Source organism: Acutalibacter sp., assembly GCF_056800975.1.
Window position 1 is genome coordinate 1 of record NZ_JBQISV010000061.1, and the last position, 13,074, is coordinate 13,074.

The window sequence follows — 13,074 nt, forward strand, 5'->3', positions numbered from 1 at the left end:
CCGATGGCGTACATGCCATATGAAATATTTCCAAGAACCAAAGGTTTCATGCTTGCACCTCGTTTCGCGTCAGTGGATAACAGTCGATTGCAGCCTGGGGAGGTCAGGTTTGTCTTGGGCTGTGTGGTTTGGGGTGGGGCTGCGGTGGGTCGTCATTTTTTTCAAAAATGACGAGGAGCGCTTCGCGCTTTGAGTGTTTTTTGTGTCTCGCCTGTCGGCTCGGTCGGGTCAGAACGGTCCCCACTGGGGACCTTCCCCCTGCGGCGCTAAGGCCAAGGTCGCCTCCGGCGGCCAGGGACTCTGTCCCTGGACTCTGCCAGGTGCCTAACGCACCTGGACCGCGTATTTGTTTTAGCTTTCTGCGTTTCAGTCAACTTCGCGTTTACTGGTACAGGGGGTACTTTCCGCAGATGGCCTCTACCATGCCCTGGATGGCCGTCTTCTTCTCCGCAAAGCCCTCCTCCATGGCCAGGGCGATGCACTGGGCTACCTGGTCCATGTCGGGCTCGGTGAGGCCCCGGGTGGTGACGGCGGGGGTGCCCAGCCGCAGGCCGCTGGTGACAAAGGGGCTGCGCTGCTCGCCGGGCACGGTGTTCTTATTGGCGGTGATGTACACCTCGTCCAGGCGGCGTTCCAGCTCCTTGCCGGTGAGCTCCAGGCCGCTCAGGTCCACCAGCATCAGGTGGTTGTCGGTGCCGCCGGAGACCAGCTTTACCCCACGGCTCAGCAGGCCCTGGGCCAGGGCGGCGGCGTTTTTCACCACCTGCCGGCCATAGGCCTGGAAATCGGGCTGCAGAGCCTCACCAAAGCATACGGCCTTGGCGGCGATAATATGCATCAGCGGCCCGCCCTGGGTGCCGGGGAAGATGGCCTTGTCTATGGCCTTGGCGTACTCCTCTTTGCAGAGGATGAGCCCGCCCCGGGGGCCCCGGAGGGTCTTGTGGGTGGTGGTGGTGACCACGTCGGAATAGGGCACGGGGTTCTGATGGCAGCCGGCGGCTACCAGGCCGGCGATGTGGGCCATGTCCACCATGAGCTTTGCCCCGCAGGCGTCGGCAATCTCCCGGAACTTTGCAAAGTCGATGGCGCGGGCATAGGCGCTGGCCCCGGCCACAATCAGCTTGGGCTTCTCCTTCAGGGCAAGGTCCATCACCTTGTCGTAGTTGATGCGGCCCGTGCCGGGCTCTACCCCGTAGGCCACGAAGTTGTAGAGCGCGCCGGACATGTTTACCGGGGAGCCGTGGGTCAGGTGGCCGCCCTCGGAGAGGTTCATGCCCAGGACGGTGTCGCCGGGCTGGAGAAGGGCGAAATACACCGCCAGATTGGCCTGGGCCCCGGAATGGGGCTGCACATTGGCGTGGTCCGCCCCAAAGAGCTTGCAGGCCCGGTCGCGGGCAATGTCCTCCACCTCGTCCACATGGACGCAGCCGCCGTAGTAGCGGTGGGCGGGGTAGCCCTCGGCGTATTTGTTGGTGAGCACGGTGCCCATAGCGGCCATTACCGCCGGAGAGACGATGTTCTCGGACGCGATCAGCTCCAGGTTGCGGCGCTGGCGGGTAAGCTCCCGGTCCATGGCGGCGGCCACGGCGGGGTCGCTCTCTGCTACGAAGCCGATGGCGTCCATGAAGTCCTTATACATTTCAGTTACCTCCAAAAAATAATCATAGTAATATGTCAGCTTATAGCTCAGTCATCTGCGCAGAAAATCCCCTTCGCCAGGTTCACGAACATATCCGGCTCCTTAAGGGCGTGGGCCTCCCCGTTCCACCAGCCGGTGATCCAGTTGGCTGCGGCGGTCAGCTCCCGGCCGTCCTTGAGCTGGTAGGTGACGGCCACGTCCGGGCCCACTGCAAGGGAGGCCTCTGATACAGGCGTGAAGGGCTGGTAATTCAGCCGGTTTATGAGCTTCACCGCCAGCTCTATCTTCTCCTGGTCCGTAAACACGGCATTGGCCCCGCCGCACTCAACTGTAACGCTCTCCACATCCTTTGGGCTGGGCGCGCCCCAGATGGGCACGCCGTGCATGGCGAAGAACAGCACGGTTGTGACTGCGCAGGTGAGGGCCACGCCCAGGGCTGTGCGCAGCAGCGCGGCCCTTGCCCTGCTGCTCTTCATGACAGGCGTCCCCTCTCCACCACGATCTGATCCAGCAGGCGGTGGGCGGCTTCCTCTTTGGTGAGCAGGGGGAGCTCTGTCTCACCCCCTGGGGTGATGAGGGTGAGCGCATTGGTGGAGCCGCCGAAGCCCGCGCCCTGCTGGGTGAGGGAGTTGGCGGCAACCATGTCCAGGTTTTTTTTGACCAGCTTTTTGCGGCTGTTTTCCATGAGGTTCTCCGTCTCCATGCTGAAGCCGCACAGGAACTGGCCGGGCTGTTTATGCTCTCCCAGATAGGCCAGGATATCCCGGGTGCGCTCTAAAGAGAGGGCCAGCCCCTCCCCCGCCGCTTTTTTGATTTTGTGGTCCGCTGTCTCGGTTGGGCGGTAGTCGGCCACGGCGGCGGCTTTGACGACGATGTGCTGGTCTTTGGCCCGGCTGGTTACTGCCTGAAACATCTCCTGGGCGGTGGTAATGTCTACGCAGTCGACATAGGCGGGCTTTTTCAGGCTGGTGGGGCCGCTGACCAGCGTCACCTGCGCGCCCCGCTGGGCCGCGGCCCTGGCAATGGCGTAGCCCATTTTGCCGGAGGAGTGGTTGGTGAGAAAGCGCACCGGGTCTAAGCTCTCCCGGGTGGGGCCGGCGGTGACCAGCACCCGCAGGCCAGCGAGGTCTTTTTCATAGCGGACGGCGTGGTCTACGGCCTCAAGCAGGTCCTCGGGCTCGGGCATTTTGCCCAGCCCCACCGCTCCGCAGGCCAGCCGGCCCCTGGCGGGCTCGATCACCTCCCAGCCGTAGCGGCGCAGGATGTTCAGATTGTCCTGGGTGACGGGGTTCTGGTACATGCGGGTGTTCATGGCGGGGGCCGCCAGCTTGGGGCAGTCGCAGGCCAGAATGGTGGTGGAGAGCATGTCGTCGGCAATGCCGTGGGCGGCTTTGGCCAGGATGTTCGCCGTGGCGGGGGCCACCAGGAGAAGGTCCGCCTTGTCGGCCAGGGCGATATGCTCTACATGGCTTTGAAAGTTTCGGTCAAAGGTGTCTACCATGGCCCGGTTGTGGGTGAGGGACTCGAAGGTGTGGGGGCCGATGAACTCGGTGGCGTTTTTGGTGAGGACCACCTCCACGTTGTACCCGGCCTGGGTGAGCTTGGAGGCCAGGGCGGCTGATTTGTAGCAGGCGATGCCCCCGGTCACCCCCAGCACCACGGTTTTTTTCTTTGCGTGCTCCATAATTTCCTCCCGCGACAGTTTCTGACAGTTTTTTACGATTTCATGGATCAGTATAGCAAATTATAGGGGCAATGTAAAGCGTCAACGCCATATTTTGTGAGATCATCTTGAAATTTTTTCCGGTCCCTCTTGCAAATCCGGCGGAAAGGAGGTATAATAGGCTCGCCCTGGAAGCTCTTGTTGGCCTGTACCGGCTGAGGCGGCTTTTGCCGTGCCTGCGGGCAGGACCAAAAAGGAGGAGCAAGGGGGCATACTAAACATTCGCGGCACCACATTTGTGGGCTGCAGGAGGGAATCATTATGACAAATTCAACTGCACCATCCACCCGCCGCGCCGGTATTCAGGGACTGGTTCTTACCGCCCTGTTTACGGCCATTTTGCTTCTCATGGGCTTTACGCCCCTGGGGCTCATTGACCTGCCCATGATCAAGGCCACCATTCTCCATGTGCCGGTGATTATTGCCTCGGTGCTGCTGGGGCCTGGGAAGGGGGCTTTTCTGGGGGGCGTGTTCGGGGCCATCAGCCTGTGGAAGAACACCATGGCCCCCAGCCTGCTGAGCTTTGCCTTCTCCCCCTTTGTGCCTCTGCCCGGGGAGGGCCGCGGCTCCCTCTGGGCGGTGGCGATCTGCTTTGTGCCCCGGATTCTGGTAGGGGTTCTGCCCTGGCTGGTGGTCAGGGGAGTTGAACTGCTGCCCCGCGGCGGCACGCTGACCTACGCCGCCGGCTGCGCAGCCGCCGGGGCTGTGGGCGCGGCAGTCAACACGGCTTTGGTGATGGGCCTGCTGGGCCTGACCCTGGGGGGCTCCTTTGCGGCGGTTCAGGGCATTGCCGGGGACGCGGTGTGGGGAGGGATTCTCACTCTTAGTCTGGCTAACGGCGTGCCGGAGGCTGTGGCTGCGGCAGTGCTGACCCCGGCGGTGGCGGTTGGCGCAGGCAAGGCCTTGAAGCTGAAGAGGGGCCGGGATCAAAACGCCAAGTAAGAGAGGAAGCTTTTCGATGATATTGACCATTGACATTGGGAACACCAACACGGTGCTGGGGTGCTGGCAGGGGGAAAAGCTGCTGCTGACCCTGCGCCTGCACACCAACCGGGACCAGACCGCCGACGAATACTGCCTGCTGGTGCGCCAGCTGCTGGAGAGCCGGGGCGTGGACCCCGTCGGCCTCTCCGGGGGCATTCTGTCCAGCGTGGTGCCGGAGCTGCGCATGGTGATGAAGGAGGCCATGCGGCTTATGACGGGCAAGACCTTTTTGTGCGTGGGGGCCGGGCTGAAGACCGGGCTGGACATCCGCATGGACAACCCGGCCCAGCTGGGCGCGGACCTGGTGGTGGACGCGGTGGCGGCGTTAGCCAAATACAAGCCGCCGCTGGTTATTTTTGACATGGGCACTGCCACCACCATGTCGGTGATTGACGGCAGCGGCGCTTACCGGGGAGGGCTGATTATTCCCGGGCTGCGGCTGTCGGTGGACGCGCTGTCCGCCCGGGCGGCGCAGCTGCCCTACATTCATCTGGGGCCGCCGGAGCGGTTTATTGGCAGCAACACCGTTGACTGTATGCAGGCCGGGGCAGTGTATGGGAGCGCGCTGATGATTGACGGGCTGATTGGCCAGGCGGAGGAGGAGCTGGGCCAGCCGGTGACGGCAGTGGCCACGGGGGGGCTGATGGCGCTCATCCATAGCTATTGCCGCAGGGAGCTCCATTATGACGAAAACCTGATGCTGGAAGGGCTGCGCATTCTTTATAGGAAGAACGCCAAATAGGCGGGAGCGGAGGCTTTCTGTTGGGGGGGCGGGCCCAGCGAGCGCAGACGCGCGGGCTTTGCGCGGGTGCGGAAGGTTTGCGGAGCAAAGCTTCCTCCCCTTGCGGAGCAAGGGGGCGAGCGGCCTGTTTTGCAGGCGGTGAATACAGGAGGAAGGCTTTCCCTTCAGGCTCATGGCCAGTGGCTTGGAGGGGAGGCCTTTTCTGTTGGGAACCGCCTGGCCTGCTGCAAAAAGCCAGGGACCTTTCCGTGTGCCGGAAAAGTCCCTGCTTGCTTTTATAGTTCACGCAGCGGTACGGGCGCACCTGCGCCGCCCTTGCGTTTCCTATAGCCGGGCCTGGGGCGTTTTGTCTGCGAGCGCGGCCCCCAATGTGTTGCGGCAGTATGCCTCCAGCTCCTGGCGGGTGCACAGCTTTGCCCCGCTCTCCACAATCTGCGACTTCAGCACCTGAGGCAGCGAGTCAAAATAGGCCCGGGCTTCCATATCCATTCCCTGTTTCTGTTGGCTCATGATCGTCATCCTTTCCTTCGTTGCTCATGGACAGTATGCCCTGTCCGGCGGCGGGAATCCCCGGACAGAAAAATATTCTGCTGCCGGCCCTGCGGGTAGTTGTAGTTTGAGGAATTTTGTGGTAAAATAGATAAGATACGGTATAAACGCCGGGGCGACATAGAAAATGGAGGGTGCCATCATGACCAGACGCGAAGCCAGAAAAGAAGCCTTTTGCCTGCTGTTTGAGCAGGCTGTCAGCGGGGAGGCTGTGGAAGTGATTATTCAAGCCGCCAATGAGGCCCGGGACCTGGCCCCGGACCCCTTTTCGGAGGCCCTGGCCTATGGCGCGGAGGAGCATCTGCCGGAGCTGGACCTGTTGATTACGGAGAACCTGAAAGGCTGGTCCCTGCGCCGGCTCTCTAAGGTGGCGCTGAGCTTGCTGCGCATGGCGGTGTTTGAGCTGATGTACCAGCGGGACACCCCGGTGAGCGTGGTAATCAACGAGGCGGTGGAGCTGGCCAAGACCTACGGCGGGCAGGGGGACTCCGCCTATGTCAACGGAGTGCTGGGGTCGGTGGCAAGGACCTACAGGCCTCAGGAGCGGTCCTCTGCCCCTTCGGGTAAGGAGCCGGAAAAGGCATGAGCCGGGGCTGTTTTTTGGGCATTGACACCAGCAACTACACCACCTCCGCAGGGGTGTATGACGGGGCGCGGGCGTTGGAAAACCGGAAGCTTCCCCTGCCGGTGGCGCCAGGGGCCCGGGGGCTGCGGCAGAGCGACGCGGTGTTTCACCACACCCGCCAGCTGCCGGAATTGCTGGTTCCTCTGGGAGAGTTGTACCGCTTTTCAGCCATTGGGGTTTCGGCAACGCCCCGGGCGGCTGAGGGGTCGTATATGCCCTGTTTTTTAGTGGGACGGGGCTATGGGGAGGTTTTGGGCGCGGCTTTGGGTGTGCCGGTGTACCGGTTTTCTCATCAGCAGGGACACATTGCCGCGGCTCTATACTCGGCGGGGCGGCTGGATTTGTTGGAGCGGCCTTTTTTGGCCTTTCATGTTTCGGGGGGGACTACGGAGGCCCTCATGGTCACCCCGGGAGGCGGGGCGGGACCGGCGGCGGAGCTGGCGGCCCAGTCTCTGGACCTGAAGGCCGGGCAGGCGGTGGACCGGGTGGGGGTGGCTCTGGGGCTCTCCTTCCCCTGCGGGCCCGAGCTGGAACAGCTGGCGCTGGCCTGGCCGGAGCCGGTGCGGGTGCGGCCTGCCATGAAGGGCGCGGACTGCTCCCTCTCGGGGGTAGAGAACCAGTGCATGGACCTGATTCGCCGGGGATGCCCGCCGGAGCAAGTGGCCCGGCACTGCATGGAGGCTGTCGCCGCCGCGCTGGAAGCCATGTGCGCCCGGCTGCTGGATGAGCTGGGGCCGCTGCCGGTGGTATTTTCCGGCGGGGTGGCGGGGAACTCCATTCTGCGGCAACGGTTGGAGGCCCGGTTTGGGGCCTGCTTTGCGGAGCCGGCCTTTTCTGCTGACAACGGCGTAGGGGCGGCGGTGCTGGCCTGGGGGAGCTTTGCGGCGCGGAGCTGAGAGGCCCAGCGAGCGCGCACGCGCTGCCCTTGCGCGGGTGCGGAAGGTTTGCGGAGCAAAGCTTCCTCCCCTTGCGGAGCAAGGGGGCGAGCGGCCTGTTTTGCGGGCGGTAAATGCAGAGAGAAAGCTTTGAGGTTTTTTTGAGAGGCGGAGAAAGAGGTCTTCTCTCTGCATTTATGGACGGTGGAGAGGGCGTTGGCTGGTTTGCGGTGGGGCTCTGCTTATTTGTTTGCGGCGGGCTCAGGGGCTGTTTAAAAACCGGAGAACGGCTGAAATGAGAGGTTTTTAGGAAAGAAACTGTTTTTTGACGCTGAAAGCGCCATTTCTGGTCGAAATAGACTGTGTTTTAGAGTTTCAGAACAAACTCTAACGTCTGTTTTAGAACTGGAGAAATGCCAGTATTTTTGTTCAAGGCGAAAACCGCAAGAAACTCTTTGTATTTCGAGGATTTTTAGCACAGAAACCGTTTGTCACTGGACAAAAGGATGGTTTTTCGGCGTTTTCAGACAAACTCTAACGTCTGTTTTAAAACCGGAGAAATGTCGGATTTTTGTCCAAAAACGAGGGTTTTCAAGGAAAAAAAAACGCAAGAAAGGCTTGCCGCCTTTCGAGGTTTTTTGACGCAGAAAGCGCCGTTTGGGGGCAAAATAGACGGCGTTTCGGAGTTTTGAAACAGACTCTAGGGCGGCGCGGTTCGGCGGCGTGTGGGGAGCGAGCTTATGGCTCGCGCTTTTGCTGTTTGGCCGGGTGATTCGCCGGGCGCTTCTGTGCTGGCGGGGAGGCGGTATTTTTGTCGGGCTTTGGGGGATTGCCCACTCTGTTTTGGCAATACCGCGTGAAGAGGGTGCGCAGTCAGCTTTTTCGGACTGTACAGATTGCGCGCTGTCTATCTCACGATTGACCGGCGAATGTCAGGTGATGTGTGGGAAAAGATGAGAGCAAACCCTGTGCAAGGTTCGTTGGGTGGGCTTTGTGCGGCGTTGCCTTTCGTCTCTTGGTTCTTGATTATATAGAAACTTGCTTGGAAGGAGTCAACATGAGCAGCACGCTGTTAACTGTCACACAGGTCAACCGCTTTCTGCGCTCTTTGATTGAGGGCGACGGGCGGCTGGCGGATATTACGATTACCGGCGAAATCTCCAACTTTACCCAGAACAGCCGGTCGGGGCATATGTATTTTTCGCTGAAGGATTCTCAATCGGTGCTGAAGTCGGTGATGTTTGCGGCTGCAGCCCGGCGGCTGGCCTTCACCCCCCAGGATGGCATGAAGGTGATCATTCGGGGGCGGGTGTCGGTGTATGAGCCCAGCGGCCAGTATCAGCTTTATGCCGAGACCATGCAGCCCGACGGAGTGGGGGCTCTGGCTTTGGCCTTTGACCAGCTGAAGGAAAGGCTGGCCGGAGAGGGGCTGTTTGACCCGGAGCGCAAGCGTCCTCTGCCCTCTTGGCCCATGCGCATTGGGGTGGTCACCTCCCCCACCGGGGCGGCGGTGCAGGACATTTTGCAGATTCTGGGCAGGCGTTGGCCTGTGGCGGAGGTGGTTTTCTGCCCGGTGCAGGTGCAGGGAGACGCGGCGGTGCCCCAGCTGATTCTGGCGGTGGAAAAGCTGAACCACGCCCGGGCCTGCGATGTGATCATTATTGGCCGGGGCGGGGGCTCTATGGAGGACCTGTGGGCCTTTAACAATGAGAGTCTGGCCCGGACCGTGGCCTGGTCGCAGATTCCGGTGGTGTCGGCAGTGGGGCATGAGACGGATTTTACCATATGCGACTTTGCTGCCGACCTGCGGGCTCCCACCCCCAGCGCGGCCGCGGAGCTGTGTACCCCGGAGCTGGAGGCTCAGCTGGAAAACCTGGAGGCCTATCACCAGTATTTTTGCGGCAAGGCTTTGCAGGTGATTGGGCAGCTGCGGCAGCGGACGGACCTGCTGCTTCAACGCTCGCCCCTGAGCCAGCCCCGGGAGTATACCCGCCGCCGCCGGGAAATACTGGACAGTATGACAGAACGGCTGGGGCTGCTGGCCCAGAGCCGGGTGGACGGGGACCGGCAGAGGCTCTCTCTGCTGGCGGGGAGGCTGGACGCCCTGAGCCCCCTGAAGGTGCTGGCCAGAGGCTATGGCGTGATCTACCGGGACGGCGCGGCGGTGCGGGACCTGGACGCTCTGCCTGAGGGGGAGGAGGTTACTCTGCAGGCGGAGAAGGGCAGGCGGCAGGCCAGGCTGCTTTAGAGTGTGTTTGAAAGTCGGAGAAATGCTAGGCTTTTGGACAGGCGCGAGGGGGGCTGGGAGAAAACGGCAGGAGGGGTGTTGTCTTTTCGGGGTTTTTGATGTGGAAAGCACTGTTTCTGGTTAAGGCAGAGTGTGTTTGGGAGTTTTTAGGCAGGCTCTGGGCCTTGCATTGGTTAGAGCTTGTATGGGTTTTTATATTTGACCTCTTGCGAAAATCAATATATTGGGTAATGAAAGGCCTTCGGGCGCAAAGAGCGCGCCCTGCGGCAAGACCTTGGGGCTCCGCCCCAAACCCCGCAAGGGGCCTGACGCCCCTTGACCGCGCAATTTGCGTAAAGGCGTCTGTTTTGCGAGAGGTCTATTGAAATTGAGATTGAGAGGATGTCAGCGTATGCCCGCAAAAAAGTTGAATTTTGAGAACGCGATGGCTCGGTTGCAGGAGATTACCGACCGGCTGGAAAGCGGCGAGGCCCCCTTGGAGGAGGCCATGAGCCTGTTTGAGGAGGGGGCGAAGCTCTCGGCCCTGTGCTATAACACCCTGGACCGGGCGGAGCTGAAGGTAAAAGAACTGGCCGTTCTGCGGCCTGAGGAGGAATTGGAATGACGGAACGGACAGAAGGAGCGGCCAGCATGGCGGAGCTCTGCGAGACCTACCGGGAAGCGGTGGAGGAGCTGCTGGAAAAGCTGCTGCCTCCCCCGGAGCAGGACGGCCCTGCCGCCCGGGTGACGGAGGCCATGCGCTACAGTCTGCTGGCCGGGGGCAAGCGGCTGCGCCCCATGCTGGTGCTGGCCTTTTGCGCCCTGTGCGGCAGAGAGTGGCAGCAGGGCCTGTATTATGCCTGCGCGGTGGAGATGGTGCACACCTACTCGCTGATTCACGACGACCTGCCCTGTATGGACGACGACGACCTGCGCCGGGGGCGCGCCGCCTGTCACAAGGTGTATGGGGAGGCTATGGCTTTGCTGGCCGGGGACGGACTGCTTACCCTGGCCTTTGAGACGATATCGCGGTGCCCTAATGTGGTTCATGACTTTTTGGCTGTGCGCACCCTGGCCCGCTGCGCCGGCTACCGGGGCATGGTGGGGGGACAGTGCGTGGACCTGACTGCGGACGGCGGAGAGGTGACGGCCAGTCTGCTGGAGCAGATGGACCGGGGCAAGACCTCGGCTCTGATTGAGGCGGCCTGCCTGATGGGCTGCTATGCCGGGGCCACCCCCACCCACACCCGCACGGGTAAGAAAAGGCTGACGGCCGCGGCCCGGTATGGGCAGGCCCTGGGGCTGGCCTTTCAGATTCGGGACGATGTGCTGGACGCTTTGGGAGACCCGGAGAAGCTGGGGAAAAACACGGGTATGGACTCGGCCCATCAGAAGCGGAACTATGTCACCCTGCTGGGGGCGGACGCGGCCCAGGAGCTGGTGGAAAAATATACCCAGGAGGCCTTGGACGCCCTGGGGGCTTTTCCCAGGAACACGGAGTTTCTGCGGGAGCTCACACTGAGCCTGGTCCGGCGGGAGAGCTGATGCGGACGCTGGCCTATGACGTTCCGGAGCACTGGGCCGGAGGGCCGGTGAGCCTTTTTGTCCGCCGGGAGCTGGGGCTCTCGGCCAGGACTCTGGCTGAGGTGAAGTATGAGGGGGGCATCCGGGTCAACGGGATACCCTGTCATGCCAATGCCGGGCTGTGCCCCGGGGACCGGCTGGAGCTGAGGCTGCGGGAGGCGCTCCCCCCGCCTGCCGGGGACGCCGGCCTCCCCTTCCCTATTGTGTATGAGGATGAGGACTATCTGATCATGCAGAAGCCCCCGGGTATGCCGGTGCATCCCTCGCCCGGGCATGACCGGGACAGCGTTTACTCCGCCCTTAGCGGCTGGTATGCCGGCAGCGGCCTGGTGTGCCGGGTCCGGCCCCTGTACCGGCTGGACAAGGACACCAGCGGACTGCTGGCTTTGGCCAGGCACCGGGCGGCGGCAGGAGCGGAGCTGCGGAAGACCTATCTGGCTGTGTGCCAGGGGGAGCTTTGGGGGGAGGGCTCGGTGGACGCGCCCATTGGGCTGGCGGAGGGGAGCAAAATTCGCCGGGCCTGCGGGGCGGCAGGAGGCCAGCCGGCTCTCACCCACTGGCGGGCCTTGGCCCGGGGGGACGGCCACACCCTGCTGGCTCTCAGGCTGGAAACGGGGCGCACCCATCAGATTCGGGCGCATATGGCGTATTTGGGGCGCCCGCTGGCCGGAGATGATCTTTATGGGGGCAGTCGGGAGCGGATGGGCCGGCAGGCCCTGCACTGCTGCACTCTGGGGCTCTGCTGCCGGGCGTTGGGGGTTCGGCGGTGGTTTGTCTCTCCTTTGCCGGAGGATATGCTTTTGGGTTTTTCCTGGGCGGAGGAGGCTTCCCGGGGATATCTGGATGAGGTGAGTGAGGCGGCTGGGGGGTGAGGCGGCTTTGGCCTCTTCCCTCTCCTCTGTTGAGTTGGTATCTGCTGTTCTCGTGATTTTTATGGCAGCGTCGTGCAGGGATGGTGTGCGGGCTGCGTAGTTTATTTTTCGTTGGATTGGTATGGGGCGCGGCCAGTCGGGCTGTGTATGGTATTGCGGTTTGGTACGCTGTGCCGGAAAAGGTATTAAGAAAAGCCCGCGCGAGGGCCAGGGGGGGCTTTGGGCGGCGGTGTCTGACAATGGTGTCTGACAATATGGAAAGGAGGCGGCGTTATGCCAGCCTGTTTGACTCACCGACAATTTATTTTTGATGTGATGAAGCGTCTGCCCCAGCCGGGGGCTGACCTTTACGCCTATGCCTGGGGCGCTCAGGGGCCGGACTTTTTGTTCTGCCACCGGTATTTGCAGGCCGCTGCCCGCAAGGAGCTGCGCTCGCTGCAGGAGTATGGCTCGGCCCTGCACAGGACTCAGCCCTCCCTCACCCTGTCGGCCATGCGGGAGTTTCTCCGCCGGCATGAGGACGGGGCCTACCGGTCTTATGTCATGGGCTTTTTGTGCCACTATGCCCTGGACTCGGCCGCCCACCCCTATGTAAATGCCCGGGCCCGGCAGCTGGCTGAGGAGCGGCCCTGGGAGAATGCCTCTACCATGCACTGTGAGATTGAGGCGGCGTTGGACGCTATTGTGCTGCGGTGGAGGTCTGGGAAGCTGCCCAGCGAGGTGAAGCTGACGGAGTGCTTCCCGAAAAACGAGGGGGTGCAGAGGAAGATTGCGTGTTTGTACCGGGAGGTGCTGTTTACGGTATATGGCACGGACGTGGAGGAGGCGGAGTTGTATCAGGCCACCAAGGACGCGAGATTTATTTTTGCCGCCTGCACGGACCGGACGGGGCTGAAGCGGCAGGTGTTTCAGCGGCTGGAGAGGGGGAAGCCGGGGTATGTTACCTCTCATCTGGTGCCCATGACCGAGGACCCGGAGCCGGACTTTGCCAATGACGGACACGCGGCCTGGGAATGGGAGGGCCGGACCAGTGAGCGGAGCTTTTATGAGCTGTATGAGGAGGCGGTGGAGCGGGCCTGCCGGCTGATTCAGGGGTTTGACACGGAGGACCTGGGGGCGTTGACAGAGGAGAGGCCTTTTGGGTGAGATGGGAGGCTTAGCGAGCGCGGACGCGCGGTCTTTGCGCGGGTGCGGAAGGTTTGCGAAGCAAAGCTTCTGCGGCTTGCGGAGCAAGACGGCGAGCGGCCTGGTTGG

13 protein-coding genes are annotated in these 13,074 nt (G+C 62.2%); 9 read left to right on the top strand and 4 right to left on the bottom strand.

What is annotated here, in order from left to right:
• Positions 1-382 precede the first annotated feature (382 nt).
• The 3 genes from glyA to coaBC are packed head-to-tail and all read right to left on the bottom strand — an operon-like array spanning position 383 to position 3,323.
• Positions 383-1,639, bottom strand: a complete 1,257-nt coding sequence (gene glyA / locus ACTO5E_RS07565) for a serine hydroxymethyltransferase (RefSeq protein WP_482302805.1) — start codon at positions 1,637-1,639, stop codon at positions 383-385.
• A gap of 47 nt (positions 1,640-1,686) precedes the next feature.
• Complete coding sequence (locus ACTO5E_RS07570) at positions 1,687-2,115, bottom strand: hypothetical protein (protein WP_482302806.1); 429 nt, start codon at positions 2,113-2,115, stop codon at positions 1,687-1,689.
• Positions 2,112-3,323 (bottom strand): bifunctional phosphopantothenoylcysteine decarboxylase/phosphopantothenate--cysteine ligase CoaBC, encoded by a 1,212-nt coding sequence (gene coaBC, locus ACTO5E_RS07575; protein WP_482302807.1) that lies wholly within the window; start codon positions 3,321-3,323, stop codon positions 2,112-2,114. The genes ACTO5E_RS07570 and coaBC overlap by 4 nt, the downstream gene beginning before the upstream one ends.
• Before the next feature lie 300 nt (positions 3,324-3,623).
• On the opposite strand from coaBC, the gene ACTO5E_RS07580 reads away from it, so the two are divergent.
• Together ACTO5E_RS07580 and ACTO5E_RS07585 are read left to right on the top strand one after the other, a co-directional pair.
• Positions 3,624-4,304: an ECF transporter S component gene (locus ACTO5E_RS07580; protein WP_482302808.1), complete on the top strand. Its 681-nt coding sequence runs from the start codon at positions 3,624-3,626 to the stop codon at positions 4,302-4,304.
• 16 nt (positions 4,305-4,320) lie between these two features.
• Positions 4,321-5,088: a type III pantothenate kinase gene (locus ACTO5E_RS07585; protein WP_482302809.1), complete on the top strand. Its 768-nt coding sequence runs from the start codon at positions 4,321-4,323 to the stop codon at positions 5,086-5,088.
• Between the two features lie 324 nt (positions 5,089-5,412).
• On the opposite strand, the gene ACTO5E_RS07590 is transcribed toward ACTO5E_RS07585, so the two are convergent.
• On the bottom strand, positions 5,413-5,598 hold the full coding sequence (locus tag ACTO5E_RS07590; RefSeq protein WP_482302810.1) for a hypothetical protein: 186 nt from the start codon (positions 5,596-5,598) through the stop codon (positions 5,413-5,415).
• A 181-nt stretch (positions 5,599-5,779) separates the two neighbouring features.
• Here ACTO5E_RS07590 and nusB point away from each other — a divergent pair, with 181 nt between their 5' ends.
• The 7 genes from nusB (at position 5,780) to ACTO5E_RS07625 (ending at position 12,966) form a co-directional block, all read left to right on the top strand.
• Entirely contained in the window at positions 5,780-6,223 is a 444-nt protein-coding gene (gene nusB, locus ACTO5E_RS07595; RefSeq protein ID WP_482302811.1) for a transcription antitermination factor NusB, read from the top strand.
• On the top strand, positions 6,220-7,158 hold the full coding sequence (locus tag ACTO5E_RS07600; RefSeq protein ID WP_482302812.1) for a Kae1-like domain-containing protein: 939 nt from the start codon (positions 6,220-6,222) through the stop codon (positions 7,156-7,158). Before nusB ends, ACTO5E_RS07600 begins: the two co-directional genes overlap by 4 nt.
• Positions 7,159-8,194: 1,036 nt before the next feature.
• On the top strand, positions 8,195-9,385 hold the full coding sequence (xseA, locus tag ACTO5E_RS07605) for an exodeoxyribonuclease VII large subunit (RefSeq protein WP_482302813.1): 1,191 nt from the start codon (positions 8,195-8,197) through the stop codon (positions 9,383-9,385).
• Between the two features lie 391 nt (positions 9,386-9,776).
• A complete protein-coding gene (xseB, locus tag ACTO5E_RS07610) occupies positions 9,777-9,989 on the top strand; it encodes an exodeoxyribonuclease VII small subunit (protein WP_482302814.1) in 213 nt (70 codons plus the stop codon).
• On the top strand, positions 9,986-10,909 hold the full coding sequence (locus tag ACTO5E_RS07615; RefSeq protein ID WP_482302815.1) for a polyprenyl synthetase family protein: 924 nt from the start codon (positions 9,986-9,988) through the stop codon (positions 10,907-10,909). The genes xseB and ACTO5E_RS07615 overlap by 4 nt, the downstream gene beginning before the upstream one ends.
• Positions 10,909-11,820 carry an RluA family pseudouridine synthase gene (locus ACTO5E_RS07620; protein ID WP_482302816.1) on the top strand — a complete coding sequence of 304 codons (912 nt, stop codon included), beginning with the start codon at positions 10,909-10,911 and terminating at the stop codon, positions 11,818-11,820. The genes ACTO5E_RS07615 and ACTO5E_RS07620 overlap by 1 nt, the downstream gene beginning before the upstream one ends.
• A gap of 273 nt (positions 11,821-12,093) precedes the next feature.
• Complete coding sequence (locus ACTO5E_RS07625) at positions 12,094-12,966, top strand: zinc dependent phospholipase C family protein (RefSeq protein WP_482302817.1); 873 nt, start codon at positions 12,094-12,096, stop codon at positions 12,964-12,966.
• Positions 12,967-13,074: the final 108 nt, after the last annotated feature.

Coding starts and splice junctions, on each gene's coding strand:
- glyA (WP_482302805.1), bottom strand. CDS start 1,639: ATGTATAAGGACTTCATGGACGCCATCGGCTTCGTAGCAGAGAGCGAC.
- ACTO5E_RS07570 (WP_482302806.1), bottom strand. CDS start 2,115: ATGAAGAGCAGCAGGGCAAGGGCCGCGCTGCTGCGCACAGCCCTGGGC.
- coaBC (WP_482302807.1), bottom strand. CDS start 3,323: ATGGAGCACGCAAAGAAAAAAACCGTGGTGCTGGGGGTGACCGGGGGC.
- ACTO5E_RS07580 (WP_482302808.1), top strand. CDS start 3,624: ATGACAAATTCAACTGCACCATCCACCCGCCGCGCCGGTATTCAGGGA.
- ACTO5E_RS07585 (WP_482302809.1), top strand. CDS start 4,321: ATGATATTGACCATTGACATTGGGAACACCAACACGGTGCTGGGGTGC.
- ACTO5E_RS07590 (WP_482302810.1), bottom strand. CDS start 5,598: ATGAGCCAACAGAAACAGGGAATGGATATGGAAGCCCGGGCCTATTTT.
- nusB (WP_482302811.1), top strand. CDS start 5,780: ATGACCAGACGCGAAGCCAGAAAAGAAGCCTTTTGCCTGCTGTTTGAG.
- ACTO5E_RS07600 (WP_482302812.1), top strand. CDS start 6,220: ATGAGCCGGGGCTGTTTTTTGGGCATTGACACCAGCAACTACACCACC.
- xseA (WP_482302813.1), top strand. CDS start 8,195: ATGAGCAGCACGCTGTTAACTGTCACACAGGTCAACCGCTTTCTGCGC.
- xseB (WP_482302814.1), top strand. CDS start 9,777: ATGCCCGCAAAAAAGTTGAATTTTGAGAACGCGATGGCTCGGTTGCAG.
- ACTO5E_RS07615 (WP_482302815.1), top strand. CDS start 9,986: ATGACGGAACGGACAGAAGGAGCGGCCAGCATGGCGGAGCTCTGCGAG.
- ACTO5E_RS07620 (WP_482302816.1), top strand. CDS start 10,909: ATGCGGACGCTGGCCTATGACGTTCCGGAGCACTGGGCCGGAGGGCCG.
- ACTO5E_RS07625 (WP_482302817.1), top strand. CDS start 12,094: ATGCCAGCCTGTTTGACTCACCGACAATTTATTTTTGATGTGATGAAG.